General features: G+C 68.9%; 24 protein-coding genes. 17 read left to right on the forward strand and 7 right to left on the reverse strand.

The genetic code is table 11. The features are described 5' to 3' along the window. The first annotated feature begins 7 nt into the window (after nt 1-7). A complete protein-coding gene (locus tag ACFQGD_RS21365; protein ID WP_345397601.1) occupies nt 8-721 on the forward strand; it encodes an SDR family NAD(P)-dependent oxidoreductase in 714 nt (237 codons plus the stop codon). Next, nucleotides 718-1770, forward strand: a complete 1053-nt coding sequence (locus ACFQGD_RS21370) for an S-adenosylmethionine:tRNA ribosyltransferase-isomerase (protein ID WP_345397604.1) — start codon at nt 718-720, stop codon at nt 1768-1770. The genes ACFQGD_RS21365 and ACFQGD_RS21370 overlap by 4 nt, the downstream gene beginning before the upstream one ends. A gap of 75 nt (nt 1771-1845) precedes the next feature. On the opposite strand, the gene ACFQGD_RS21375 is transcribed toward ACFQGD_RS21370, so the two are convergent. Further along, the gene (locus tag ACFQGD_RS21375) at nt 1846-2835 is read right to left on the reverse strand and encodes a carbohydrate kinase family protein (protein ID WP_345397607.1); all 990 of its coding nucleotides are present in this window, start codon (nt 2833-2835) and stop codon (nt 1846-1848) included. A gap of 123 nt (nt 2836-2958) precedes the next feature. On the opposite strand from ACFQGD_RS21375, the gene ACFQGD_RS21380 reads away from it, so the two are divergent. Next, on the forward strand, nt 2959-3129 hold the full coding sequence (locus tag ACFQGD_RS21380; RefSeq protein ID WP_345397610.1) for a hypothetical protein: 171 nt from the start codon (nt 2959-2961) through the stop codon (nt 3127-3129). Nucleotides 3130-3216: 87 nt separating this feature from the next. Here ACFQGD_RS21380 and ACFQGD_RS21385 read toward each other — a convergent pair whose 3' ends face one another. Continuing rightward, the gene (locus tag ACFQGD_RS21385) at nt 3217-3591 is read right to left on the reverse strand and encodes a HesB/IscA family protein (RefSeq protein WP_345397613.1); all 375 of its coding nucleotides are present in this window, start codon (nt 3589-3591) and stop codon (nt 3217-3219) included. A gap of 186 nt (nt 3592-3777) precedes the next feature. On the opposite strand from ACFQGD_RS21385, the gene ACFQGD_RS21390 reads away from it, so the two are divergent. Together ACFQGD_RS21390 and ACFQGD_RS21395 are read left to right on the forward strand one after the other, a co-directional pair. Next, nucleotides 3778-4455, forward strand: a complete 678-nt coding sequence (locus ACFQGD_RS21390) for a DUF3043 domain-containing protein (RefSeq protein ID WP_345397616.1) — start codon at nt 3778-3780, stop codon at nt 4453-4455. After that, nucleotides 4452-5504, forward strand: coding sequence for a nicotinate-nucleotide--dimethylbenzimidazole phosphoribosyltransferase (locus tag ACFQGD_RS21395; RefSeq protein ID WP_345397619.1), 1053 nt, complete (start codon nt 4452-4454; stop codon nt 5502-5504). Before ACFQGD_RS21390 ends, ACFQGD_RS21395 begins: the two co-directional genes overlap by 4 nt. A gap of 67 nt (nt 5505-5571) precedes the next feature. On the opposite strand, the gene ACFQGD_RS21400 is transcribed toward ACFQGD_RS21395, so the two are convergent. Both ACFQGD_RS21400 and ACFQGD_RS21405 read right to left on the reverse strand, forming a co-directional pair. Further along, nucleotides 5572-6675 (reverse strand): branched-chain amino acid aminotransferase, encoded by a 1104-nt coding sequence (locus tag ACFQGD_RS21400; protein WP_345397622.1) that lies wholly within the window; start codon nt 6673-6675, stop codon nt 5572-5574. Then, nucleotides 6672-7577 (reverse strand): hypothetical protein, encoded by a 906-nt coding sequence (locus ACFQGD_RS21405; protein ID WP_345397625.1) that lies wholly within the window; start codon nt 7575-7577, stop codon nt 6672-6674. The genes ACFQGD_RS21400 and ACFQGD_RS21405 overlap by 4 nt, the downstream gene beginning before the upstream one ends. A gap of 115 nt (nt 7578-7692) precedes the next feature. Here ACFQGD_RS21405 and ACFQGD_RS21410 point away from each other — a divergent pair, with 115 nt between their 5' ends. Both ACFQGD_RS21410 and ACFQGD_RS21415 read left to right on the forward strand, forming a co-directional pair. Then, nucleotides 7693-9219, forward strand: a complete 1527-nt coding sequence (locus tag ACFQGD_RS21410; protein WP_345397628.1) for a leucyl aminopeptidase — start codon at nt 7693-7695, stop codon at nt 9217-9219. Between the two features lie 10 nt (nt 9220-9229). Next, nucleotides 9230-10393: an SMI1/KNR4 family protein gene (locus tag ACFQGD_RS21415; RefSeq protein WP_345397631.1), complete on the forward strand. Its 1164-nt coding sequence runs from the start codon at nt 9230-9232 to the stop codon at nt 10391-10393. A 2-nt stretch (nt 10394-10395) separates the two neighbouring features. Here ACFQGD_RS21415 and ACFQGD_RS21420 read toward each other — a convergent pair whose 3' ends face one another. Then, nucleotides 10396-10764 (reverse strand): oxidoreductase, encoded by a 369-nt coding sequence (locus ACFQGD_RS21420; RefSeq protein ID WP_345397634.1) that lies wholly within the window; start codon nt 10762-10764, stop codon nt 10396-10398. A gap of 182 nt (nt 10765-10946) precedes the next feature. Between ACFQGD_RS21420 and lpdA the strand changes: the two genes are divergently transcribed. Both lpdA and sucB read left to right on the forward strand, forming a co-directional pair. Further along, nucleotides 10947-12320, forward strand: coding sequence for a dihydrolipoyl dehydrogenase (gene lpdA / locus ACFQGD_RS21425; RefSeq protein WP_345397637.1), 1374 nt, complete (start codon nt 10947-10949; stop codon nt 12318-12320). 55 nt (nt 12321-12375) lie between these two features. Next, nucleotides 12376-14205: a 2-oxoglutarate dehydrogenase, E2 component, dihydrolipoamide succinyltransferase gene (gene sucB / locus ACFQGD_RS21430; RefSeq protein ID WP_345397640.1), complete on the forward strand. Its 1830-nt coding sequence runs from the start codon at nt 12376-12378 to the stop codon at nt 14203-14205. 102 nt (nt 14206-14307) lie between these two features. Here sucB and ACFQGD_RS21435 read toward each other — a convergent pair whose 3' ends face one another. Then, entirely contained in the window at nt 14308-15192 is an 885-nt protein-coding gene (locus ACFQGD_RS21435) for a class I SAM-dependent methyltransferase (RefSeq protein ID WP_345397643.1), read from the reverse strand. Between the two features lie 246 nt (nt 15193-15438). On the opposite strand from ACFQGD_RS21435, the gene ACFQGD_RS21440 reads away from it, so the two are divergent. From ACFQGD_RS21440 to ACFQGD_RS21475, 8 genes are all read left to right on the forward strand, one after another. After that, a complete protein-coding gene (locus ACFQGD_RS21440; protein ID WP_345397646.1) occupies nt 15439-16320 on the forward strand; it encodes a TIGR01777 family oxidoreductase in 882 nt (293 codons plus the stop codon). A gap of 88 nt (nt 16321-16408) precedes the next feature. Continuing rightward, nucleotides 16409-17149 carry a lipoyl(octanoyl) transferase LipB gene (gene lipB / locus ACFQGD_RS21445; RefSeq protein WP_345397649.1) on the forward strand — a complete coding sequence of 247 codons (741 nt, stop codon included), beginning with the start codon at nt 16409-16411 and terminating at the stop codon, nt 17147-17149. Between the two features lie 28 nt (nt 17150-17177). Next, a complete protein-coding gene (locus ACFQGD_RS21450; RefSeq protein ID WP_345397652.1) occupies nt 17178-17870 on the forward strand; it encodes an SDR family NAD(P)-dependent oxidoreductase in 693 nt (230 codons plus the stop codon). 244 nt (nt 17871-18114) lie between these two features. Then, nucleotides 18115-18642, forward strand: a complete 528-nt coding sequence (locus tag ACFQGD_RS21455) for a hypothetical protein (protein WP_345397655.1) — start codon at nt 18115-18117, stop codon at nt 18640-18642. 43 nt (nt 18643-18685) lie between these two features. Then, the gene (locus ACFQGD_RS21460) at nt 18686-19648 is read left to right on the forward strand and encodes an oxidoreductase (RefSeq protein WP_345397658.1); all 963 of its coding nucleotides are present in this window, start codon (nt 18686-18688) and stop codon (nt 19646-19648) included. Between the two features lie 13 nt (nt 19649-19661). Continuing rightward, nucleotides 19662-20675, forward strand: a complete 1014-nt coding sequence (gene lipA / locus ACFQGD_RS21465) for a lipoyl synthase (protein WP_345397661.1) — start codon at nt 19662-19664, stop codon at nt 20673-20675. Nucleotides 20676-20745: 70 nt separating this feature from the next. Beyond that, nucleotides 20746-21429: a DedA family protein gene (locus ACFQGD_RS21470; RefSeq protein WP_345397664.1), complete on the forward strand. Its 684-nt coding sequence runs from the start codon at nt 20746-20748 to the stop codon at nt 21427-21429. 171 nt (nt 21430-21600) lie between these two features. Further along, nucleotides 21601-23766, forward strand: coding sequence for a CocE/NonD family hydrolase (locus ACFQGD_RS21475; protein ID WP_345397667.1), 2166 nt, complete (start codon nt 21601-21603; stop codon nt 23764-23766). A 62-nt stretch (nt 23767-23828) separates the two neighbouring features. Here ACFQGD_RS21475 and ACFQGD_RS21480 read toward each other — a convergent pair whose 3' ends face one another. Next, on the reverse strand, nt 23829-25787 hold the full coding sequence (locus ACFQGD_RS21480; protein ID WP_345397670.1) for an aconitate hydratase: 1959 nt from the start codon (nt 25785-25787) through the stop codon (nt 23829-23831). Between the last annotated feature and the right edge of the window lie 69 nt (nt 25788-25856).

Genomic DNA, 25856 nt, shown 5'->3' on the forward strand with positions numbered 1-25856 from the left:
TGAAGTCATGACTGATTCCACGACACCCATCGCCGTCGTTACCGGCGGCTCACGCGGCCTCGGACTCGCCACCGTCACCGAACTGGTGCGCGCCGGCTGGCATGTTGTCACCGGAGCGCGTGACATCGACCGGCTCATCGCCGCGATCGAACACCTTCCCGCGGCATCCGTCACCACCGTTCCAGGCGATGTCGCCGATCCGGACCATCGTGATGCGCTCGCGGCGGCAGCGGCGGAACGCGGCAACGGTGCGTCGCTGGTCATCCACAACGCGAGCGAACTCGGTCCGAGCCCAATGCCCTCGCTCGCCAGCTACCCCATCGAGTCACTGGAACGGGTGTACGCCGTGAACGTCGTCGCGCCACTCGCCCTCACTCAGCTGCTTCTCCCCCAATTGCGCGCCAACGCCGGCCGCGTCGTCGCCATCTCGTCAGACGCCGCGATCGAGCCATACGCCGGATGGGGTGGTTATGGCCCGTCGAAGGCGGCATTCGATCACCTGACCGCGATCCTCGGCGCCGAACACCCCGAGTTGCGCGTGTACTCGTTCGACCCCGGCGACATGAACACCGCCATGCACCAGGCGGCATTCCCTGGCGAGGACATCAGCGACCGCCCGGACCCGTCCACGGTCGTGCCCGCGCTGCTGCGACTGCTCGACGCGGACTTGCCGAGCGGCCGGTACCGAGGAGCCGATCTCACCGAGGCGGCTCCGGCATGACGGCCGTATCGACGGCACCAGCGACACGTTTCACACTGCCACCTGACGCCGCGGCGACTGAACCACCGGAACGACGCGGCCTCAACCGCGATGGCGTGCGGCTCCTGGTCGCGCGTCCGTCGTCGATCGAGCACACCCGGTTCCGTGACGTGACCGACCACATTGGACCAGGCGACGTCGTGGTGGTGAACACCTCAGCGACGTTGCCCGCCGCCATCGACGGTACTCGACCGGACGGCACACCCGTTCCGGTGCACACGTCCACCCGTCTTGATGACGGCGATTGGGTCGTGGAGCTGCGTCGAACCGACGGGCACGGCCCCGATCTGGGCGCCCACCCCGGCGACGTCGTTACGCTGCCAGACGAGACGCGGCTTCGCCTGGTATGGCCGTACCCGGACCCGGATGCGCTTCGCTCCCGACTGTGGCGTGCCACTGTCTCACCGGACGTCGATGTCGTCGAGTACCTGACGCAATACGGTCGGCCGATCCGATACGGCTACGTCGATCAGCACTTCCCGCTCGCGGACTACCAGACCGGGTTCGCGAACGAGCCGGGCAGCGCCGAGATGGCCAGTGCGGCCAGGCCGTTCACTGCGGACCTCCTGGTGCGGCTGCTGGTGACGGGCGTGTCGGTGGTGCCAATCGTGCTGCATACCGGGGTGTCGAGCCCCGACTTGCACGAGCCGCCAACGCCGGAGCGATTCGCCGTTCCCGCCGCGACGGCCGAACAGGTAGCGGCAGCGCACGCGGCGGGACGTCGAGTGATCGCCGTCGGCACCACGGTCACGCGGGCGTTGGAGACGGCGGCGTCACCGGAGGGCGTCGTGTCGGCGACCGAAGGGTGGACGAACCTCGTACTAGGGCCGGGCCGTCCCGCGCGTGTAGTCACAGGGCTGATCACCGGGCTGCACCCGCCCGAGGCCAGCCACCTACTGCTGCTCGAAGCCGTCGCCGGGCCGGAGCTAGTGGGCGCCGCCTACGACGCGGCAGTGCGGCAGCGCTACCTGTGGCACGAGTTCGGGGACTCGATGTTGCTCCTGCCGTGACGGTGTCGGGAGCGCAGGACACAGCGTCCGGAACGCAGGACACAGCGTCCGGAACGCAGGACACGGCGCGGCGGGTCAGCTGGGTAGAGCCGCGCCGATGTCGTCGGCCGCGTCGTCGCCGTAGGCGCGGCGGATGCGGCTGACGGCATGGGCGCGGTCGAACGTCCACTCCTGCGTGCCTACCGTCTCCAGCACGAGCACCGCGATGAGCGACCCGAGCTGCGCCGCGCGCTCGAGGTTGAGCCCATGGCGCAGTCCGGCGAGGAAACCCGCGCGGAAGCCGTCGCCGACACCGGTCGGGTCGGCTTTCGTTGTCTCCGGGACAGCGCTGACGTGCAGGTACGTGCCGTCGGCGCTGACGAGCTCGACGCCTTTCTCTCCCAGCGTCGTCACGCGCATGCCGACGCGGGAGAGCACCTCATCCTCGCGCCAGCCGGTCTTGCGTAGCAGGAGGTCGAACTCGTAGTCGTTGCTGAACAGCAGGTCGGCACCGTCGATGAAGTCCCGTACCTGCTCGCCGTCCATCCGGGCGAGTTGCTGCGAGGGGTCGGCCGCGAACGGGTACTCGCGCTGCCTGCACTCCTCGGCGTGACGCAGCATCGCGGCGGGATCGTCCGGGCTGATCAGTACCAGCCCGAACACACCGAGCGGGGCCAGCTCGATATTGCGCGCCTCGGCCATCGCCCCTGCGTAGAACGTGCCGATCTGGCAGTTGTCCTCGTCGGTGGTGCAGACGAACCGCGCGGTGTGGGCGACCTCGGACACGTGCACGCCTGTGGTGTCGACGCCGCTGCGCCGCAGCCAGGCGCCATAGTCCGCGAAGTCGTCACCGACCGCGCCGACAAGCATCGGCTCCGCTCCGAGCACACCGAGGCCGAACGCGATGTTGCCGCCGATGCCGCCCCTACGGACGACGAGGTCATCGGCGAGGAACGACAGCGACAGCCGGTGCAACTGTTCCTCGACGAGTTGGTCCGCGAACCTGCCGGGAAAGTGCATCAGGTGGTCGGTGGCGATGCTGCCGCACACCGCGAGCCGAGAGCCAGTGATGTCGAGCCGCGGCATATCGAACTCCCGCCGTAGTAGCTACTTCGGTAATGCCCCAATAGGGTTGTACTGACCTCACCTGGGGAAACTACCCAGTGGTAAGGCTACCGACGAACGCGCGAGCCGCCTACCGTCGACGTCGTGAGCACCGTGAAAGAACCCGAAACCTGGCAGCAGCTCATCGCTGACTGCTCCGACATCCCGCACACGCTCGAGGCGAGCCCTGCGGTCATCCTGCCGCGCGCCGCACCGCACTGGGAAGTCGACGAGACGTGTGAGGCCCAGGTCGCCGACCTGGACGAGTACGTCTGAGAGAACCCGGGACCAGCGGGACCATGCGAAACGACGTCGGGGCCGCGAGCCAACACCGCTCGCGGCCCCGACGTCGTTTACGTCAGATCAGTTAAAGGAGTCCCCGCAGGCACAGGAGCCGCCCGCGTTCGGGTTCTCGATGGTGAAGCCCTGCTTCTCGATCGAGTCGACGAAGTCGATGACGGCATTGTCCACGTAAGGGGCGCTCATCCGGTCCACCGCCACCTTGAGCCCGCCGAAGTCCCGGAACAAGTCGCCGTCCAGCGTGCGCTCATCGAAGAACAGCTGGTAACGCAGGCCAGCACAGCCACCAGGCTGTACCGCGATGCGCAGGTGCATGTCATCCCGGCCCTCCTGCTCGAGCAGGGCCTTGGCCTTGGCGGCCGCGGTGTCGGTCAGCACGACACCGTGCGTGTCCGCTCCGGTTTCGGTCTGCGCGCCGCTCTGCTCAGCAGTCGTCATGGCTCTCCCATCGAGGTCGCGCGTGTAGTCTCTGCCACGTGTCAACGCTGTGGCCGCGCGGTCTGTTCCACGCAGTCGCTTCTTCTCCATGGTGACATACGACGCGCTCGTGGGAACAACTCTGTGACATATCGTGCCCGCCGACCTATCGCGCCCTTGACACCATCGGTGCAATAAGCTGTCCATGTGAGGTTCTTGCGTCGAAACAGCAGCTCGACACCCGAAGGTACGGCCGACACCGAGGACGCCGCCCTTGACGCCGCCGAAGGTAACGGCGACGACTCCGCGCCCCGGCGGCACACCCCGAAGAAGGGCCGTCCGACACCGAGCAGGCGAGACGCCGAGGGCAGGCGGCGTGGTCCGGTCGCGCCACCGCCGAAGACGACCCGCGAGGCGATCAAACGTAGTCGTCAGCTGCGTAAGACCAACCCGGTCAGCAAGGAAGACCGCAAGGCGGAGATGCGGGAACGCCGCGAGCGCATGATGGCAGGTGACGAGCGCTACCTGCTGCCGCGCGACCGCGGCCCGGTGAAGGCGTTCGTGCGGGACTGCGTTGATGCCAGGCACAACCTGCTCGGGCTGTTCATGCCGCTGGCGATCGTCGTCTTCATCTCACTGCTCATCCCGAATCTCGCGGTGCAGCGGTGGGCGACACTCCTGACCATGGCGATGCTCGCCGCGATGGCGATCGAGGCCGTTATCAACGGCAGGCGTATCACGCGGCTGGCTCGGGAAAACTTCCCGAAGGAGAACATCAAGGGCCGCTCCATAGGCTGGTACGCCTTCATCCGGGCGAGCCAGATCCGCAGGCTGCGCGTACCTAAGCCACGGGTGAAGCCAGGCGATCCTGTCAAGGTGTCATGAGCACCGCGGACGAAGTGGCCAGCGCGCGGGAGACCAGCGCGAACGAGCTTCGGTTTGCCGAGGTCGGCCCACCGGACGGCAGCGCCCGTGCCGCGACGCGGCACCTCGCGGGCGCCGACGACACGGTGGGATCGGCCGCTGGCCCGCTTGGGCTCGGTGACCTCACCACGGCTGCCGCCTGGCTCGCCGGGTGCCAGGGCCAGTGCCCGCCCCGCCTGCCATCTCGCCCCCGGATCGTCGTCTTCGCCGCGGACCACGGTGTCGCGGCGCGCGGGGTATCGGCACGCACTGGGGGCACGACGCGCGACTTGGCCGCTGAGCTGGCGTCAGGGTCGGGACCACTCGCCACGGCCGCCGAAGCGGCAGGCGCTGGGGTGCGGGTCGTCGACGTCGGCCTCACCGGCGGCGACGGCGAGTACGCGCTCGGCCACGGCAGCGAGGCGATCGATGTCACCGACGCGCTGACCGAGGAGGACACGCTCGCCGCGGTACGCGCGGGTGCCGCCGTGGCCGATGCTGAGGTCAATTCCGGCACGGACCTGCTGGTCGCGGGCAACCTCGGGGTCGGGGCAACGACCCCGGCGGCGACGCTCATCGCCGCGCTGACCGGCACCGAACCAGTCGCCGTCGTCGGGCGCGGGTCAGGCATCGACGACAAGGGCTGGGCCGTCAAGGCAGCGGCGATCCGCGATGCGCTGCGGCGCGCGAAGCCGCGGCTCGCCGATCCACTCGCGTTGCTGCGCGCCGCCGGAGGCGCGGACATCGCGGCACTGACCGGCTTTCTCGCGCAGGCAGCCGCCCGCCGCACCCCGATCGTGCTCGGCGGTCTACCCGTGTGCGCCGCCGCGATGCTGGCCGAGGAACTGGCATCGGGCACTCGCGAATGGCTGCTCGCGGTGAGCACCAGCACCGAGCCCGCGCATGAGCTGGCACTGGAGCATCTCAACCTCACGCCGCTGCTTGACCTGCGGCTCGGCGGCGACGCCGACGCGGGCATCGTCGCGACGTTGCCGCTGTTGATGACGACGGTGCGCGCCCTCGCGGGCTGATCCCGGTAAGGGACGTCGGGCCAGGGTAGGCGCCGAAGCGAACGCAACGCCCCAGCCCGACGCGCCGTCAGGACAGCGGGTACCGCCAGCCGTGCGGATCCTCGCGGGTGCCGACCTGGATACCCATGAGCTCCTCACGCAGCCGCATGGTCAGCTCGCCCGGCTCACCACCGGCGATGCTGAACTCACCACCGGCGTGCTTGACATGTCCCACCGGCGTGATCACCGCGGCGGTGCCGCAGGCGAACACCTCGGTCAACTCGCCGGAGACGGCGCTTTTCTCCCACTCCTCGGCGGAGAACTTGCGCTCCTCGACGTCGTAACCGAAGTCGCGTGCCAGCGTGATCACGGAGTCGCGAGTGACGCCAGGCAACAGCGTGCCGGTCAGCTCTGGCGTGACGATCCGCGCATCTTCGCCTGAGCCGAGCACGAAGAACAGGTTCATGCCACCAAGCTCCTCGACCCACTGGTGCGTGGCGGCGTCGAGATAGACGACCTGGTCGCAGCCTTCCTCGACCGCCTTGGCCTGTGGCAAGAACGACGCGGCGTAGTTCCCGGCGCACTTGGCATACCCGGTACCACCCGGCGCGGCCCTGCTGTACTCGGTGGACATCCACAGCTTCACCGGCTTAGGGCCGCTGGCGAAGTACGATCCGGCGGGCGAGGCGAAGAGCGTGTACTGGTAGGAGCCCGCTGGCCGGTTCACCCCGAGGCCGACCTCGGTGGAGATCGTGAACGGCCGCAGGTACAGCGAGGCACCTTCGGCGTCCGGCACCCACCTGCCGTCGACGGCGATCAGCTCACGCAGCGACGCGAGGAACAGCTCCTCCGGCAGCTCCGCGATCGCCAGCCGCCGTGCCGATGTGCGGAACCGCGCGGCGTTCATGTCGGGACGGAAGGCCGCGATGGAGCCGTCCGGCTGCCGGTATGCCTTGAGTCCCTCGAAGATCGCCTGGCCGTAGTGCAGCACGGACGTCGCGGGGTCGAGGGTGAACGGGGCGTAGGGCTTGACAGCGGCGTCGTGCCAGCCCTGCTCGGCATTCCAGCTGATGGTCACCATGTGGTCGGTGAACTGCGTGCCGAACCCCGGATTAGCCAATACCTCCGCAACGCGTTCCGGGGTCGCCGGGGACGGGCTGGGAGTGTGTGTGAATGGCATGGTGTTCGTCATGGGGGAACAGTATCGCTTGACACCCGAGGACGGCACCGTCGGTTCCGTAAAAAGAATCCGGTCAGCATGTCACCGATCGCCAATGTAGACGCGATCGCGAGCGCGGTTACCGGGCCGAGCAGGGTCATGACGGCGGCGAGCGCGTACCCCGCGACGACAAGCACGTGCGGCCCGGTGGCGGCCAGCTCACGACGTGCCGTAGCCAGCACCGCGAGCAGCGCGGGCACCGTCGCCAGCACGACGACGGAATTGAACAGCGTGGTCAGCGCGGTCGCGTCCGCCGCGGCGAGCGCGTCGCGTAGCGAGGTCGGTGCGAGCGAGAGCCGCACCGGTCCGAGCTGGTAGAGCGCCGCCAGCGACACCGCGGCGGCCAGCCCAGTGCCAGCGGCGAGCCGCGTGAGCGACGCACCGCGTGCGCTGGCGTTGTCGAGCAGTGCCGCGAACAGCACCGCCGTCAGCAGCACGCCGACCACCGCTGGCGTGATCCGATCGGCGGCAGACATGCCCTCGACAGGCGTGAGGCCGAAACACACGCCGACGAACGCGAGCGCAGCCAGTGCCAGCACCGCCGCGAGCGGTCGGCGCAAGGCGCCAGGGACGTCGGCCCACACCGCCGCGATCCCGACGACGAGCACCAGGCTCACCGCGACGAGCTCCTTCTCCCCCGGCACCAGGTACACCGCCGCCGTCCCCGCGCACATCGCGCCGAGGGCGAGCTGGGTGCCCGCCCGCAGGCCGCGGCGAATGACGCTTTCCCCGCGTTGGGCGCGGGGAAAGCGTCTTTCAGCGCGCCTGGCGACCCCGATGACCAGCGCCGCCAGGACAATCCCTGCCGGGAAGTACGGCCCAGCGACGGCGGCACCGGCCGCGCAGGCGACAAGCAGCCCGGCGCCCAATATCACGACTGATCACCACCTGTTGTCGCGCTGTGACCACCAAGGTCATTAGCATGGCGCACGTTCACACCGATTCCGCTGCTACCCCGGCGGCCGACGACGCATGCGCGAGGAGCCACAAGTGACCGTGCCGAAGTTCGCCCTGATCGACAACACCGATGACGCCTTCGCCAAACGGAAGGCTGGCGTCATCATCATTGGCACCGTCAAGGCGGACACGTCCGACGGTGGGCCCATGCTGGCTACCGGTGCCGACGTCGTGGACGAGGCCTTCGACGGAACGCTGCTCGACGCGCTGACGTCGTTGGGCGCGACCGGCAAGGCGGAAGAGCTGGTCAAGGTTCCCGCGTTCGGCAAGCTGGGCGCCACCGCGATCTATGCCGTCGGGCTCGGCGCGGCAGAGGACGGCCAGATCACCGCACAACAGGTCCGCCTCGCGTCCGGCGCCGCCGCCCGCGCGCTGACCGACGTCTCCCGCGCCGTCACCACGCTGTCCGCTATCGACCTCCAGGCCGCCGTCGAAGGCACCGCGCTGGGCGCGTACAGCTTCACCGAGTACAAATCGGAGCAGAACAGCACGCCGGTCCGAGAGGTCGACGTCGTCGCCCCAGCCAGCGATGAGAACGCCAAGGACGCCAAGAAGGCGTACGAGAAGACCGTTACGGCGGCGACCGCCATCGCCGAGGCCGTGATCATCGCCCGTGACCTGGTCAACACGCCGCCGAGCGACCTGTTCCCCGCGTCCTTCGCCGACAGGGCTACCGCGCTCGCCAAGGACCACGGCCTCGACGTCGAGGTCCTCGACGAGAAGGAGCTGGAGCGCGAGGGCTACGGCGGCATCCTCGGTGTCGGCAGCGGCTCGTCGCGCCCGCCGAGGCTGGTGCGACTGCACCACAAGGGCGACAAGAAGGCGCGCAAAGTCGCGCTGGTCGGCAAAGGCATCACGTTCGACACCGGCGGCATCTCGCTCAAGCCAGCCGCGAGCATGGACAAGATGACCTCGGACATGGCGGGAGCCGCCGCCATGCTTGCCACCGTCGTGCTGGCCGCCAAGCTGCACTACCCGGTCGACGTCACGGCGTACCTGCCGCTGGCTGAGAACATGCCGTCGGCGACCGCGTACCGGCCGGGTGACGTGCTGCGGATGTACGGCGGCAAGACCGTCGAGGTCCTCAACACCGACGCCGAGGGCAGGCTGGTGCTGGCCGACGCGATCGTGCGTGCCTGCGAGGACGAGCCGGATTACCTGATCGAGACGTCGACGCTGACCGGCGCGCAGGTCGTCGCGCTCGGTAACCGCACGGCCGGGATCATGGGCTCGGACGAGTTCCGCGACAGGGTGGCCGAGCTGGCGCAGCGTACCGGCGAGGGCGGCTGGGCGATGCCGCTGCCGGACGAGCTGCGCGGTGACCTGGACTCGAACCTGGCCGATCTCGCCAACGTCACCGGACACCGTTGGGGCGGGATGCTCGTGGCTGGCGTGTTCCTGCGGGAGTTCGTCGCGGCGAACCTGCCGTGGGCGCACATCGACATCGCGGGCCCGTCGTACAACAGCGACAGCCCATGGGGCTACACCGGCAAGGGCGGCACCGGCGTCCCGGTGCGCACACTCGCCGCCGTACTCGCCGACATCGCGGAGAACGGCTGACCCCAGCACCATGCTGGGTGGATTCGGGGAACTGGGCTCCCGGTTCGAGCCGAGGGCCTACATCGACGCCTGTGTGGCCGACGTCCTCCTTGGACAATCGGCCACGCACGCGACTGTCGTCGGCGACGCCGCGCTGCTGCTGATGTGCGTCGGCGGCGGCGCGGCCGCTGATCGGCTGTGCGACCGGTGGCTGGCGCTGACGGAGCGGTCCGCCACCGATCTCCTCGCGGACGACGCGGCCGCGCGCGGATTCGCGCAGCTGTTCGCGGCCCGGGGAACACATCCGGGGTGGGCGGCGAGCCTGACGCCGTTGGACGTCGATGCCGAGGCCGCGGCACACCGCAGGTGGCTGGACCGCGCGGAATCCCCCATGGACACCGGAGTGTTCGAGACGTCGACAGCGGGGCGCGTCGTCGAGGGCCTGGCGCGAAACGCGGTGGCCGAGCCGAATCCGCTCAAGCGGCTCGCGGCACGAGCCGAGGAAGCAGCGGCGGACGGCGACCAGGACCGGGCAGGTGAGCTGCTGACCGAGTGGGCCGAGCGCGCTGGGCCCCGGCCGCGGGTCGCCCAGCTCGCGGGTTGCCGCCACCTCGCCCAGCTGCTGGTCACGGGCGCGCTCGCGACACCGCTTGGCGTTCCCGACGGCTGGCCGGACGACTGCGCGGGCGCGCTGCTGGCCGCGCTCCGGGTGGGGCAACGGGATCACGGCGAGCACGGCGCCACGGACGACGTCAGCATGGCCACGCTTGTCCGCCGCGTCCTCACCGCCCGTCACGCGGGGGCCGCCGAGGACGAACCGGCACCAGCGCCGGAGCCGCCCGCCAGTGCCGACGCCATCGCGGCGGCCGAACGCCGCATCGGGCATCGGCTGCCGGATGATTATCGCGCCTTCCTCGCCACCACCGACGGCCTACCGGCCGACGTCGTCTTCCCCCGGCTGTTGCGCGCGGCCGAACTCCACCCGAGCGAGGCCGGCGTCGTCGTCATCAGCGAGCGCACCGCGGACGGCTTGGTCACGTTGGTGCCATCCCGCGGCGCGGACAGCGGGTGGCAGGTCATCGACGTCGACCTCGGCCTTGGGTCGACCGCGCATCCGAGCTTTACCGCCCTGCTCAGAGCCCATCTTGAGTTACTTGAAGGTAACGATGCCGCCTCGGGACGGGAGGTGCGGTAACGCTAGGCTTCACCCGATTCACGTCTACGCCGCTGCAGAATTCGCTGCCGTTCGGTGTAGTCCCGCATCCGCTGCGGATAACCGACCTTGGCGACCTCATAGACCGGGATGGAGCGCTTGTGGCCGAACTTCTGCGCCGCCTCAAGACTGCCGATCCGACGTCGCGTCCACTCACCGTCGTGCGCGATGAGCACCACGGTGGTCTCGGTGACCACCGTAGGCGGCTCGACGTACGCTTCGACGCCTTTCCGAACATTGGCCCAGTCGTCAAGATGCGCGATATCGGCCGAGGAAGACTGGCGCAACGCCCCTGGCCGCTTCTTCGCCCTGCGGCGCTTGCGCATCGAGTCGAAAAGACCCACTCCGACCACTCCTACCTCATCCGGCGTACACGATCATTGTGCCGTACCACACGGCACGAGACGGCGGCTCAGTCGCCAGCGTGGCAAACGTAATGACAAGATGAGGTGAAGCAAGTCAACGCCCCGGCCACGACCCATGGCTGGCGGCCAACCACAACCGACGAGCGAGCTCTACGACAGGAGTTGAGACCGTGACCGAGACGTCCGCCGACCTCGTGATCCTTGGTGGCGGTTCGGGCGGCTATGCCGCGGCGTTCCGCGCAGCCGAGCTGGGCCTTTCCGTGATCCTGGTGGAGAAGGACAAGCTGGGCGGAACCTGCCTGCACCGAGGCTGCATCCCGACCAAGGCGTTGCTGCACGCCGCCGAGGTCGCCGATTCCGCCCGCGACGGCGAGTCGTTCGGGGTCAAGACGGTCTTCGAAGGCATCGACATGGCAGGTGTCAACAAGTACAAGGACGGCATCGTGAGCCGCCTGTACAAGGGCCTGCAGGGGCTGGCCAAGGCGCACAAGGTGACCCTCGTCGAGGGCGCTGGCACCTTCGTCGCGCCCAACGCCGTCGACGTCAACGGCACCCGCTACACCGGCACGAACGTGCTCCTCGCGACTGGTTCCTACTCCAAGTCGCTGCCCGGCCTCGACCTCACCGGCCGGATCATCGCGAGTGAACAGGCGCTCGCGCTGGACTACGTGCCGGAAAAGGTCGTCGTGCTCGGCGGCGGTGTCATCGGCGTCGAGTTCGCCAGCGTGTGGGCGTCGTTCGGCGCCGACGTCACCATCGTCGAGGCGCTGCCGAGGCTGGTGCCCAACGAGGATGAGTTCGCGTCCAAGCAGCTGGAGCGCGCGTTCCGCCGTCGCAAGATCGGGTTCAAGACCGGGGTGAAGTTCACTGGCGCGACGCAGAGCGAGTCAGGTGTGAGCGTGTCGCTCGAGTCCGGCGAGACCCTGGACGCCGACCTGCTGCTCGTCGCCGTCGGCAGGGGGCCGAACACCGCTGGACACGGCTTCGAGGAGGCCGGGGTCGCGATGGACCGCGGCTTCGTCACCACCGACGACCGGCTGCGCTCCAACCTGCCAGGCGTCTACGCCGTCGGCGACATCGTGCCTGGTCTCCAGCTCGCGCACCGTGGCTTCGCGCAGGGCATCTTCGTGGCGGAGGACATCGCGGGGCTCAACCCGAGCCCGATCGACGAGGACGGCATCCCGCGCGTGACCTACTCGCACCCAGAGGTCGCCTCCGTCGGCCTCACCGAGGACGCCGCCAAGGAGAAGTACGGCTCAGAGGTCACCACGTTCACCTACGACCTCGGCGGCAACGGCAAGAGCCAGATCCTCAAGACGTCCGGGGCGATCAAGCTGGTCAAAGCGCCGGAAGGACCGGTCGTCGGCCTGCACCTCGTCGGCGACCGCGTCGGCGAGCTCATTGGAGAGGCGCAACTGATCTACAACTGGGAGGCTTTCCCCGAGGACGTCGCGCCGCTCATCCACGCCCACCCGACCCAGACCGAAGCGCTCGGTGAGGCCCACCTCGCGCTCGCCGGCAAGCCCCTGCACGTACACGGCTGACTGCCTCAGCCGCCGACAATCCATCAGTCCCTATCGTCCTGAGGAGTCAACAGCGATGGCCTTCTCCGTCACATTGCCGGAACTCGGTGAGAGCGTCACGGAGGGAACCGTCACCCGGTGGTTGAAGCAAGAGGGTGACACGGTGGCGGTCGACGAGCCGCTACTGGAGATCTCAACCGACAAGGTCGACACCGAGGTGCCGTCCCCCGTGGCGGGCACGGTCTCGCGCATCATCGCCAAGGAGGACGAGACGGTCGAGGTCGGCGGCCAACTGGCCGAGATCGACGACGGCTCCGGCGGTGGTAGTGGTGGTGGCGAGGCAGCCAGCGCCCCCGAGCAGTCCGCACCCGCCGCACAGCAGGCCCCGCAGCAGGAGGCGGCCGCCCCCGCCGCCGAGGCGCCGCGGCAGCCAGCCGAGCAGGAACCCGCACCGCAACAGCAGGTCCCCGCCGCGCCATCGTCCGGCGCCAGCGGCGGCACGCCGGTGACGCTGCCCGAGCTCGGTGAGAGCGTCACGGAGGGCACCATCACGCGGTGGTTGAAGCAGGTCGGTGACACCGTGGCGGTCGACGAGCCGCTACTGGAGATCTCAACCGACAAGGTCGACACCGAGGTGCCATCGCCGGTGGCGGGCACGGTGCTCGAGCACAGCGCGGCAGAGGACGAGACGGTCGAAGTCGGCGGCCAGCTGGCCGTGATCGGTGACGCCGCCGAGCAGTCCGCACCCGCCGCACAGCAGGCACCACCGGAGCCGGCACCACCGGAGCAGGCTCCCGCGCAGGAGCCGCCGCAGCAGGCGACGCCCCAGCAAACCGCGCCGTCCCAGCCTGCGCCGCAGGCCGAGCCGCAGGAGCAGGCCGCTCCCCGGCATGCCACGCCCGAGCCCGCCGAGTCGGGCGAGAAGAAGACGCCGTACGTGACGCCGTTGGTGCGCAAGCTGGCCGCTGAGCACGGCATCGACCTGAACTCGCTCAACGGCAGCGGCGTCGGCGGACGCATCCGCAAGCAGGACGTCATGGCCGCCGTCGAGGCGAAGCAGGCCGAGCAGCCGCCGCAGGCTCCCGAGCAGCCAGCGGTGGCACAGGCGCCGAGCGCGCCCGCAGAAGCCGCGCCGAGCGCACCGTCGGCACCCAGTGCTCCTGCGCCGGTGGACACGTCGGGACTACGAGGCACCACACAGCCCGCCAACCGGATCCGCATGACCATCGCCAAGCGCACCAAGGAGTCGCTGCAGGGTTCGGCGCAGCTCACCCAGGTGCACGAGGTGGATGTCACCAAGATCGCGCGGCTGCGTGACCGGGCGAAGGTGTCGTTCCAGCAACGAGAGGGCGTCAAGCTGACGTTCCTGCCGTTCTTCGCCAAGGCGACGGTCGAGGCGCTCAAGCAGCACCCGAACGTCAACGCCTACCTGGACGAAGAGGCCAAGCAGATCACCTACTTCGACGACGAGCACCTCGCTGTCGCCGTCGACACCGACAAGGGCCTCATCTCACCGGTGCTGCACAACGCGGGTGATCTGAACCTGGCAGGGCTGGCGCACGGCATCTCCGACCTCGCCGAGCGCACCCGCACCAACAAGATCAAGCCGGACGAGCTGTCGGGTGGCACCTTCACCATCACGAACCTGGGCAGCAACGGCGCGCTGTTCGACACGCCAATCATCAACCAGCCGCAATCGGGGATCCTCGGCGTCGGCGCGGTGGTCAAGCGGCCGGTCGTCATCACCGACGCCGACGGCAACGACACCATCGCGATCCGATCGATGGCCTACCTGGCGCTGACCTACGACCACCGGCTGATCGACGGTGCCGACGCGGGCCGCTTCCTCACCACCATCAAGGAGCGGCTGGAGGAAGGCGCGTTCGAGTCGGAGCTGGGCCTGTAACAGGCCAGTACGAAGCCGGTAAGAGACTGGCGACACCGCCGCGCGGGCACTGTTCCTCGGTGTCCCCGCGGCGGTGTCTCTTACGGACAGCGTCGCTTACGGTCAGCTGGCGGAGGTCGCGTCCGTTCCATCCGGCCGCCGGCCGGTGATCCGCACGATGACCTGTTCGCTGTTTCTGGTGTAGCCCTCGTAGCTGAACGTGGTGCCGGTCCGTTCGACGTACTCACGCCAGGCGCGGTGCTCGTGCCCGCGCCACCCCGGGTAGTTGAAGTACTCGTCGAAGACGACGATCGAGCCGATGCGCAATCGTGGGCCGACAAGATCGAGCACGGTCCGCGTCGACGAATACAGGTCGGCATCCAGGTGCAGGAAATCCACCTCGCCGGGGTGCTCCGCGAGGAACCCGGAAAGCGTCTCGTCGAACCAGCCAACCACCAGCTCGGCACCCTCGACCTCGGGCAGGCCGTCCCTACCGAACGTGCCGGCGGGAAATCCGCTGCGCCAGTCCTCGGGCAGCCCTTTGAAGGAGTCGAAGCCGTACACGCCCGTGCCGTTCCGGTACCGGGCGATCGTCTGCAACGTCTCACCCGAGTACACCCCGAACTCGAGCGCCATCCCGGTCGTCGGCGCCATGTCCAGCGCGTGCCGCAAAGTGTCCACAGGCCGGGCGAAGGTGGGCACCGTCGGCATGTTGTCCTGCGCGAATCGGGCGCTGTCGAGTGCCGCGTCGAGCTGCGCGACGGCACGCAGGTCGCGCCGACTCTTCCGGTCAGTCCTGCGGACGGTGGCGACCGCTTCGTCCACCGCGTCGATCGTGCGCTTGGCCGACCGGTCCGCCTGGTCTCGCATCACAGCGGTGAGCTCCCGCCGCAGCTCGCGACGTTCATGGCGGATGACCGCCTCCAGTTCCTTCCGGTGCCGGGCCGTGACCTCCTCGACAACACGCACCAGCCGCGCTCGTGCCGCCTCACGAACTCGCTTCAGCATCGCCTCAACCCGTCATGCTCATGGCACCGGCCATTGCCACGGTCACTGTTCTTGGTGGGAGAGATGACAGCCCGCCTCCCGACTTCCCATCGCATGTGTCGAGGTAACTCGCGGCGGAGACCGCCCGAACTATGGCCAGCACCATAGCAACGACGCCTCCGAAGACTCCATGTGGTCTATCACGCTCACCCGTCAGTATCAATCTAGGCCAGCGACGCCGTCTGCCCTTGCCGTTACAGTGATCACATGCGTATCGCGGTCGCGGGGTCAACCGGGTTCATCGGCAGCGCGCTCGTTCCTGAGCTGGCCAGCGCGGGCCACGAAGTGCGCAGGCTGGTGCGCCGCGAGCCGACCGAGGACAACGAGTTCACCTGGGACCCGCCAGCGGGCACCATCGACGACAACGCCCTCGCCGGCGTCGACGCCGTCGTCAATTTGTGCGGCACCTCGCTGATCGGCCGCTGGAGCGCGGCGCACAAACAGGCGATCCGCGACAGCCGCATCGAACCGACCGAGGTCCTGGCAGAGGCCGTCGCGCGCGTGGGAGTGCCCGCGTTGCTCAACGCGTCCGGCATCGGGTTCTACGGCGACACCGGGGATGTCACCGTTGACGAACAGGCGGGCCAGGGTGCTGGGTTCATCGCCGAGGTCGTCGGTGATTGGGAAGCCGCGACCAAACCAGCCACCGACGCTGGAGCCCGCGTGGTGTTCATGCGCAACGGACTCGTCCTCTCCACCGACGGCGGACTGCTGCGCATACTCAAACCGATCTTCTGGCTCGGTCTCGGCGCGCGGCTCGGCGAAGGCAGGCAGTTCATGCCTTGGATTTCCCACCCTGACGCGATCGCCGCCATCCGGTTCTTGATCGAGCACCCCGAGGTCAGCGGGCCGGTGAACCTGTGCTCTCCGCATCCGGTGACGAACCGGGAATTCACCCACGCGTTCGCCAGCGCGCTCGGTCGTCCCGCGCCGTGGTTCGCACCGAAGACGGCACTACGCCTCGCGCTCGGCGACGCGGCCGACGAGATGCTACTAGGGGGTCAGCACGCACTGCCGAAGAAACTCACCGACGCCGAGTTCGAGTTCCAGCACCCTCACCTCGATGCCGCGCTCGCCGCTGTGACGTAGCACGCCCGCTCTCCAGCACCGACGCCGCGGCGCGCCAACGGCGACACACGCTCCCCATCTACGGCCCGGGCGCGGTAACCTCGCCGTCGTGAGCTATGCACGAGCCAGTTGCCGGGCGAGTACCGACCCCGTCACGGTCGAATCGATCGGCACCATCGAGTACACCGAAGCCTGGGAGCGGCAGCGCAAGCTGGCGATCGCGCGGGCGGAGGGCAACGGCCCCGACACCATGCTGCTGCTCGAGCACCCGTCGGTCTACACGGCGGGCAAGCGCACCGAGGCGCACGAACGTCCGCTTGACGGCACGCCGGTCATCGACGTCGACCGCGGCGGCAAGATCACGTGGCACGGACCGGGACAGCTCGTCGGCTACCCCATCGTCAAGCTGGCTGACCCGATCGACGTCGTCGACTTCGTGCGGCGGCTCGAAGAGGCACTGATCGACGTCTGCGCGACATTCGGCGTCGAGACCGGCAGGGTGCGCGGGCGCAGCGGCGTCTGGCTGGCGGCTGACGGCATGCGGCCGGAGCGCAAGATCGCCGCGATCGGCATCCGCGTGCAGCAGGGCGTGACGATGCACGGCTTCGAGATCAACTGTAACGCCGACCTCGGTGCGTTCGGCCGGATCGTGCCGTGTGGCATCGTCGATGCCGGGGTGACGTCGCTGAGCGCGGAGCTTGGCAGGGAGGTCACGGTCGCCGAGGTGCTGCCGGTCGCCCGTGACGCCGTGCTGGCGGCGCTCGAGGGCGAACTTCCGGTCAGCGACGATCGCTGGCTGCCCGGCCACGAGGAGGAACCCGCGCCGGAAGCGACGTCCGCACCCAGCTGACGGAACCGACCACGACCAGGGGGCGCCATTGGGTCACACAGCGCTGATCACCGGCGGCACCGGTGGGCTCGGCCACGAGGTCACGACCGCGTTCCTCGACGCCGGGTGGCGGGTGGTCGTGCCAGGCACCACCGAGGCAACGCTGGCGCGACTGCCCGAGCACGACAACCTGCGTACCGTGCGGGCAGACCTGTTCGAGGCCGCCGACGCCGAGCACGTCGCCAAACTCGCCGCATCGGCCGCCGACGCGCCGTTGAGCGCCGTGGTGAATCTCGTCGGTGGCTTCGCCATGGGCGGCAGGGTGCACGAAACCGACGTCGCCGAGTTCGAGCGGCAGTTGCGGCTGAACCTGCGGCCGACCTATCTCACCAGCCAGGCCGCGCTACCGCATCTGATCGCGAACGGCGGTGGCTCGATCACCTGCGTGTCCAGCAGGGCCGCGCTCCGGCCGTTCTCCGGCGCCGCTGGCTACATCACCGGTAAGGCCGCCGTGTTGTCGCTGGTAGACGCCATGGCCGCCGAGTACAAGCGCGACAACGTGCGGGTCAACGCGGTAGTGCCGAGCATCATCGACACCCAGGACAACCGGGCGAACCAGCCCGACGCCGATCGCGGCAAGTGGGTCTCCCCCGCCGACATCGCCCGTGTCCTGCTGTTTTTGTCCTCGCCGGATTCGGGTGTCGTCAGCGGGGCCCACGTGCCGGTCTACGGCACGGGATAAATCTCCGGGAAAAGACACCCCTAACACGCGGTAAATGCCGCGTTCACATTTTTCTGACATTTCCCGCCTACCGATTCTTTGTGGCGCTCGACCTCGGTATGTCGTGACCATCACAGCCCACATACCGACGGAATCCGGCACCGTCGTGGTAGTTTCGAAGTGTCCGGACATACATTCCGAATGACAATGTCACAGATCACGACTTACCTTTTTCGTGCTGTGCGTCACTGTAGGGGAAACAGTTATGAGCTGGAACGACTTCTACGCGCGCCGCGACATCATGCGTGACGCCGTCGACCGAGCGGCCAAGGACAACGGACGGCTGCCCTTCGCCGAACTGGACGGCGCGGACGAACTCTTCGGCACCGAGCACCAACTGCTGCTGGCGCTGTATCACCGCTGGACACTGCTGCTGGGTGGGAAGTTGCGCGCCATGGCCGCCGCACCGGAGGACGGCCACGCCCCCGATGTCGACACGGACCTGCCCGACCGGGTTGGTGCCGCCTGGCGCGAGACGGCGGCGGAGCACCCGACGCTGCGCGCGGTGCTCGACACCGCCATCGAGGCCGATCCGGAGTCGCTGCGGCCCGCGCTGGAAGCCGAGCAGCGCATGATGGCGTTCGCCGCTGGCCTCGCCGACCCCGGCGAGCCGATCACCGAGGCTACGAAGGTCGGCGCGTCGTTTTTGACGTTGATCCGGCACGCGGGTGCGGTCCCGGCACGCGGGCGCACCCGCACCACGCGACGCGGGCTGTTGTCGGTCGCGAGCTGACGGCCCCGCCAGGCGGCTTGTACTGGCGAGTAGGCTCGGGCGCATGGCTAGCGGATGGCACGAGTCTGACGTCCCCGACCAGCATGACCGCACTGTGGTCGTCACCGGCGCGAACTCCGGCCTCGGCCTGCGCACGGCTGTCGTGCTGGCAGGCAAGGGCGCCCGCGTGCTACTGGCGTGCCGCTCACCCGAACGCGGCAAAGGCGCGCTCGACGAGGTCGCCCACGCGGCGACCGGGCCGAAACCCGAGCTGGTGCGGCTGGATCTGTCCAGCCTCGACTCCGTTCAGCAGGCAGCGGCGCACATCCGTGACATGACCGGCGACGCGCTACACGTGCTGGTCAACAACGCGGGCGTGATGGCCACGCCGAAGGGCACGACGGTCGATGGTTTCGAGACCCAGTTCGGCACCAACCACGTCGGCCACGCCGCGCTGACCTGGCTGCTGCTGCCCGCCCTGCGCGGCGCGGGCACTACCGACTCCCCCGCCCGCGTCGTCACGGTGTCCAGCATGGCCGCGGCGAGGGGCCGCATCGACGCCGACGACCCGAACTTCGAGCACCGCCGCTACGACCCCGCCAGTGCCTACGGCCAGGCGAAGCTCGCCAACCAGGTGTTCGCGCTTGAGCTGGACGCCCGGCTGCGCGCGGCGGGCGAGCCGATCATCAGCGTCGCCGCGCATCCTGGCTTCACCGCCACGAACCTCACATCGAACATGGCGAGCAGTTACCGCAACCCGGTGATCGCGGGCGCGCTGCGCGCGGGCAGCTGGATCGGCGAGCGCGTGCTGGCACAAAATGTGCGCAACGGCACACTGCCCCAGCTCTACGCCGCGACCGCGCCAGACGTCGCCGGTGGCGACTACATCGGCCCGAACGGCTTCCAGCAGATGAAGGGGCCACCGACCCGGGTGAAACCGCTACGACCTGCACGGGACCCGGAGACCCGCGAGGCGCTGTGGTCGGTGACGCAGCGGCTGACCGGGATCACGCCTGATCTCGGCTGAGTTGGTCGGTAGGGTGAGGGATGTGAGCGCACCCGCACCTGAGGGCAGGAAGCTGTTGCGACTAGAAGTCCGCAACAGCCAGACGCCCATCGAGAAGAAACCGTCCTGGATCAAGACCCGCGTCAAGATGGGGCCGGAGTTCACCGAGCTCAAGGGGCTGGTCCGCCGCGAAGGCCTGCACACCGTGTGCGAGGAGGCGGGCTGTCCCAACATCTACGAGTGCTGGGAGGACCGCGAGGCCACCTTCCTCATCGGCGGGGATCAGTGCACCCGGCGCTGCGACTTCTGTCAGATCGACACCGGCAAGCCGCAGCCACTCGACACCGAGGAGCCGCGCAAGGTCGCCGAGAGCGTGCAAGCGATGGGGCTGCGGTACTCGACGGTCACCGGCGTCGCCCGTGACGACCTTGAGGACGGCGGCGCGTGGCTGTACGCGGAGACCGTGCGGCAGATCCACGCGATGAACCCCGGCACCGGTGTCGAGCTGCTGATCCCGGACTTCAATTCGAACGACGACCAGCTCGCCGAGGTGTTCGGCGCCGCGCCGGAGGTGCTGGCGCACAACACCGAGACCGTGCCGCGCATCTTCCGGCAGATCCGGCCTGGCTTCCGCTACGCCCGCTCGCTTGAGGTGCTGACCAAGGCGCGTGCGGCGGGCCTGGTGACGAAGTCCAACCTGATCCTCGGCATGGGCGAGACGCCGGACGAGGTCGAGCCCGCGATGCGCGACCTGTTCGAGGCGGGCTGCGAGATCCTGACGATCACGCAGTACCTGCGCCCGAGCGTGCGGCACCACCCAGTGGACCGCTGGGTGAAGCCGGAGGAGTTCGTCGAGCACTCCAAGGCCGCCGAGGAAATCGGGTTCGCCGGTGTCATGGCGGGACCGTTGGTGCGGTCGTCGTACCGCGCGGGCCGGTTGTACGCCCAAACCAAGCGGCACCGGGGCGAGGAACTGCCGGAGAACCTGGCGCACCTCGCCAATGCTGGCCCCGCGTCGCAGGAAGCGAGCGCGCTGCTCAACCGGTAACCCACGTCCGGCGAGTGTGCCGAAGGGCCGATACGCTTATCGGCATCGGCGCGATTCGCGAGGGACACTGGTGATCACTGACTTCCTGAACTGGCTGGCGGACCTGCCACCAGTACTGCTGCTCGTCGGAGCTGGGTTGCTCGTGTTCGGCGAGACTACGCTTGGCCTCGGGTTCATCGCCCCCGGTGAGACGGGGCTATTCATTTTGGGGACAACGGCGACGTCGGTGCCGAAGTTCGTGCTGATGTGGGTGGTCACCACCGCCTGCGCCGTGCTCGGCTACACCGTCGGGTACCTGCTGGGCAAGTACTTCGGGCCGAAACTGCGGCAGACGAAGGTGGTCCAGCGCCACGGCGCGGACGCGTGGGACAACGCGGTCGGATTTTTGCGACGTCGAGGCGCGATCGCGGTGATGATCGCGATATTCCTGCCGGTCATGCGCACCCTCGTGCCCGCGGCCGCTGGCGCGGCGGGACTGCCGTACCGCAAGTTCCTGCCGGCCGCCGGGGTCGCGGGCACCGCGTGGTGCGCGCTGCACATCGGTATCGGCGCGGCGCTAGGCGAGTCGGCGAAGTGGCTTGAGGAGGCCATCGGCAAGGGCAGCTGGGTAGTGCTCATCCTGCTAGTGGCGGTGTTCGGCTTGGTCCTGCTGATCAAACGTCGGAAGTCCGGCGCGCTGGCCGAGGCCGTGGGCGCGCAGCCATCTGACTCGGCGGGCGCGAAGTCGGAGTCGGAGACGAAAGCGCCGCACTGACCGCGCGGCCAGCGCTGGCGCGCCGTCGCGTAGCGGTCGCTGTCGCACCTTCTCGCGACGCGGGCATTCGCGGCACCCCGTCAACCGGACGTACTTTCACATTCCGCGTGACCACTCGATCGGGTGGTCGTTGGTCCATTCGTCCCCTACCCGGCAGACGAAGGACCACCGATGACCTCGATGGCACGCCGCTGGCGCACCACGGCACTCGGGTTCGGCGCGGCGATCCTCCTCGCGGCGACCACCGCCACCGCACCCACGGCGGGCGCTACACCCGCGACCCACGCGCCCCCGAACCAGGCATACGACTACACCGAGACACCCCGGCTCAGTGAGGACCGCTACGAGACGGTCAAGGAGACCTTCGAGATCCCGATGCACGACGGCGTCGAGGTCTACGTCGAGGTGACGAAGCCGAAGCAGTCCGGCGAGTGGCCGGTGGTGATGGAAGCGAGCCCGTACCACGGCACGCTCGCCGACCGCGAGGGCACGCGCATCCTGCCCGAGCCGCGCGACGAGAACGGCAACCCGGTCGGGCTGACCGGCTACTTCGCCCCCAAGGGCTACGCCGTGGTGATCATGGACCTGCGCGGCACAGGCCTGTCCGGCGGCTGCCTGGACCACCTCGGACCGAACGACGCCAAGGACCTCGAGAACGTCGTCGAGTGGGCGGCGAGCCAGGACTGGTCCAACGGCCGCGTCGGCATGACCGGCCACTCCTACGTGGGTTCGACGCCGTCGCTGGCGGCGGCGGTAAACCCGGACGGGCTGGAGACGATCGTGCCCAGTGCGGGGCTCGCGACCATGTACGACCACCAGTTCCAGGCGGGCGTGCCGTACTTCCTGCAGTGGGTCGGGCCGATGTTCGCCTACGAGCAGATCGCGCTGGAGCGGCACCTGCCTGGCGGCGAGAGCTTCGGCAAGAACCAGGAGGACACCGGCTGCGGGCTGCCGAACACCTCGCTGACCGCTGGTGAGGCGCAGCTATCCGGCGAGTACACCCACTGGCACGCCGAGCGCGACTGGCGGGCCGAGGCGGCGGCAGCCGACCTGCCGGTGTTCATGGTGCACGGCGTCAATGACAACGCCGCGCGCGTCGCGGGCATGGAGTGGTTCACCGAGCGAGGTGGGCGCGAGGGCGACAAGCTGTGGCTGGGCCAGTGGGACCATGGGTCCGGCTGCTGCCCGACACGACGTGGCATCCAGTGGACGTATGCGCTGCACGCGTGGTTTGACAAGCACCTGATGCAGCGCAATGTCAAGACCGGGCCTGACACCGAACTGTTCCTGTCTGACGGCACGTTCGAGGGCGCGCGCACCGGCGACCGCACCGAGATCCACGTCGACAGCCAGTGGCCGCCCGCCAGCGCTCGCATGCTGGAGCTGTACCCGACGGCGGACGGCGCGCTGTCCGACTCGGCCCCGATGACCCCTGGCTCGGCGAGCTTCGCGGGTGACCCGTCCGGATTCACCGACCCGCAGGGCACCGGCGGCGTCGAGTTCGCCACCGAGCCGCTTGAGCAGGACGTCCTCTTCGGCGGGCAGCCGCAGCTCGACCTGGTGGCGTCGGTGACCACGCCACGCGTGCACCTGATCGCCAACCTCTACGACGAGTCGCCACCCGCCGAGGACGGCACCGTCGAGCGCCGCCGCATCAGCCAGTTCGCGATCAATCCCGAGCTGCGGTCTGGGCTGTCCACCCCGGCGCCGGTGCTGCCCGGTGTGCCGTACGAGATGGAACCACCCGGCTTCGCGATGGCGCACGACCTGCGCGCGGGGCACCGGCTGGTGATGCGCGTGACGATGTCCGATCCGGACAAGGTGCCGACGTTCGCGACCGACCCGCAGATCACGGTGATGACCGGGCCGGACGCGACGGCGCTGCGCGTGCCCGTGGTCACCGACCCGGCACTGGTCACCGACGACGTCCCGTTCGAACTGGACGCGCCGGAAGAGGCCGGGACGCCACAGCCGACGCAGCGGACGTCGGTCACCCCCGCCCTCGGTGGGCCGGAGCGCACCGAGGCCACGGTGGCCTACTACGAGTTCGACGTCGAGGAGGACTTCGACAACGCGAACCTGATCGTGGGAGCGGTGCCATCGATGCCAGCCGACATCGACCTGTACGTGCAGCGGCAGCAGGCCGACGGCACGTGGGGCGACGACCTCGCGAGCGGCACGTCCGGGTCGTTGAGCTCCGAGCAGCTACGGATGCGGCGGCCCGAACCCGGGCACTACCGCGTCGAGGTCCACAACTGGCTGGGCGCGCCAGCCACCCGCGTCGACCTGACGCTGACGTTCCTCAACTCGGCGGGTGAGCCGGGCGAGGGGGCGTAGGCGGGTGCCATGAAGGGCATCTTCATGGCACCTGGCGCCAGCAAGATGCCCTTCATGGCACCTCATCGCCCTCCCCGTGCCAGCTGCGGAATCACACCACCGGCCAGCACGTCGTCGACCTGGCGGGGCGACAACTGGTGCCGAACCGGGTACGTCTCCCCCTTGGTCGTGTTCCGGACCGTGAGCTCGTGGCTGTCCGGCAGCGTGGCGCGCAGGTCGTCCAGCGTGAGGACGTCGCCGACGTCGATGCGCTCGCGGTCGGCCGGTCGCGCGAACTCCAGCGGCAGGATGCCGAAGTTCACCAGGTTCTGCCAGTGAATCCGCGCGAACGACGTCGCCAGCACCGCCCGCAGCCCGAGATGGCGGGGCGTGATGGCGGCGTGCTCGCGCGATGACCCCTGGCCGTAGTTCGCGCCGCCGATGACGACGTGGCCACCGGACCCGGCCAGTTCCCGCGCTCGCGGCGGGTAGTCCGGGTCGATGACGGTGAACGTAAAGTCCGCCAGCTTGTCCACATTGGAGCGGAACGGCAGTGCCTTCGCACCCGCGGGCGAGATCTCGTCGGTGGAGACGTCGTCGCCCATGGTCAGCAGCACCGGCGCCTCGATCCGGTCCGGCAGCGGCGGAAAGTCCGGCAGCGCCGTGATGTTCGGCCCCTTGACCAGTTTCTCACGGCGGGCCTCGTCGGGCGGCAATGGAGGCTCCATCATCTCGGTGTCCACCGACGCCTTCTTCGGCAGCGCCAACGATGGGTACGTCATGCCGAGCTTGTCGGCGAAGTCCCGTGGATCGATGATCTCGCCGGTCAACGCGGCAGCCGCGGCGGTTTCCGGCGAGCACAGCCACACGGAGTCTTCCCTGGTCCCCGACCGCCCAGGGAAGTTCCGTGGGAAGGTGCGCAGCGAGTTGTGCCCGACGGCGGGCGCCTGCCCCATGCCGATGCAACCCATGCACCCGGACTGGTGAATCCGCGCGCCGGACGAGATCAGATCGAACGTCGCCCCCATCTTCGTGAGGTCGGCGAAGATCTGCCGCGACGTCGGATTCACGTCGAAGCTGACGCCCTCGGCGGTTTGCCGCCCACGCACCATGGCCGCCGCGATCGCGAAGTCCCGCAGTCCTGGGTTGGCTGATGAGCCGATCACCACCTGCTGCACTGGCGTGCCCGCGACCTCGCGTACCGGTACGACGTTGTCCGGCGCGGACGGCTTCGCGATCAGCGGTTCCAGCGTGCTCAGGTCCACCTCGTCGGTGACGTCGTAGGTCGCGCCCTCGTCGGCGGCCAGCGGTAGGAAGTCGTCGCCCCGATCCTGGGCTCGCAGGAACTCGGCCACCGCCTCGTCGCTGGGGAACACCGAGGTCGTCGCGCCCAGTTCGGCGCCCATGTTGGCGATCACGTGCCGGTCCATCGCGGACAACCCGGCGAGCCCGTCACCGTGGTACTCGATGATCCGGTTCACACCTCCCGACACCGTATGCCGCCGCAGCAGCTCAAGGATGACGTCTTTCGCGGACGTCCACGGCGGCAGCTCGCCGGTCAGCCGGATGCCCCAGATCTCCGGCATCCGCAGGTACACGGGCTGGCCCGCGATGGCGCGGGCCACGTCGAGCCCACCGGTGCCGATGGCGAGCATGCCGAGCGACCCGGCGGCCGGGGTGTGCGAGTCGGAGCCGACCATGCTCGCGCCGGGCACACCGAAGCGCTGCATGTGGGTCGGGTGGGAGACGCCGTTGCCCGGTTTGGAGTACCACAGCCCGTACCGGCGGCAGGCAGAGCGCAGGAAGGTGTGGTCCTCGGCGTTGCGCTCGTCGGCCTGCAACAGGTTGTGGTCGACGTACTGGACGCTGACGTCGGCCTGGGTGCGGTCCAGCCCGATCGCCTCTAGCTCCTGCATCACCAGGGTGCCGGTGGCGTCCTGGGTCAGCGTCTGGTCGATACCGAGCGCGATCTCCTCGCCCGGTGTCATAGCTCCCTCGCGCAAGTGTGACTCGATCAGCTTCGCCGCCAGCGTGCGTCCCATGCTGACCGGGTACCTCACATGTGCCGGATTCAATCCCGAGACCGGCACCCCGCGTATGCGACTGACACC

Origin of the sequence: Haloechinothrix salitolerans, from assembly GCF_042662605.1 — a bacterium.
Lineage (GTDB): Bacteria > Actinomycetota > Actinomycetes > Mycobacteriales > Pseudonocardiaceae > Haloechinothrix_A > Haloechinothrix_A salitolerans.

Coding starts and splice junctions, on each gene's coding strand:
- ACFQGD_RS21365 (WP_345397601.1), top strand. CDS start 8: ATGACTGATTCCACGACACCCATCGCCGTCGTTACCGGCGGCTCACGC.
- ACFQGD_RS21370 (WP_345397604.1), top strand. CDS start 718: ATGACGGCCGTATCGACGGCACCAGCGACACGTTTCACACTGCCACCT.
- ACFQGD_RS21375 (WP_345397607.1), bottom strand. CDS start 2,835: ATGCCGCGGCTCGACATCACTGGCTCTCGGCTCGCGGTGTGCGGCAGC.
- ACFQGD_RS21385 (WP_345397613.1), bottom strand. CDS start 3,591: ATGACGACTGCTGAGCAGAGCGGCGCGCAGACCGAAACCGGAGCGGAC.
- ACFQGD_RS21395 (WP_345397619.1), top strand. CDS start 4,452: ATGAGCACCGCGGACGAAGTGGCCAGCGCGCGGGAGACCAGCGCGAAC.
- ACFQGD_RS21400 (WP_345397622.1), bottom strand. CDS start 6,675: ATGACGAACACCATGCCATTCACACACACTCCCAGCCCGTCCCCGGCG.
- ACFQGD_RS21415 (WP_345397631.1), top strand. CDS start 9,230: ATGCTGGGTGGATTCGGGGAACTGGGCTCCCGGTTCGAGCCGAGGGCC.
- sucB (WP_345397640.1), top strand. CDS start 12,376: ATGGCCTTCTCCGTCACATTGCCGGAACTCGGTGAGAGCGTCACGGAG.
- ACFQGD_RS21435 (WP_345397643.1), bottom strand. CDS start 15,192: ATGCTGAAGCGAGTTCGTGAGGCGGCACGAGCGCGGCTGGTGCGTGTT.
- ACFQGD_RS21440 (WP_345397646.1), top strand. CDS start 15,439: ATGCGTATCGCGGTCGCGGGGTCAACCGGGTTCATCGGCAGCGCGCTC.
- ACFQGD_RS21455 (WP_345397655.1), top strand. CDS start 18,115: ATGAGCTGGAACGACTTCTACGCGCGCCGCGACATCATGCGTGACGCC.
- ACFQGD_RS21460 (WP_345397658.1), top strand. CDS start 18,686: ATGGCTAGCGGATGGCACGAGTCTGACGTCCCCGACCAGCATGACCGC.
- ACFQGD_RS21475 (WP_345397667.1), top strand. CDS start 21,601: ATGACCTCGATGGCACGCCGCTGGCGCACCACGGCACTCGGGTTCGGC.
- ACFQGD_RS21480 (WP_345397670.1), bottom strand. CDS start 25,787: ATGGGACGCACGCTGGCGGCGAAGCTGATCGAGTCACACTTGCGCGAG.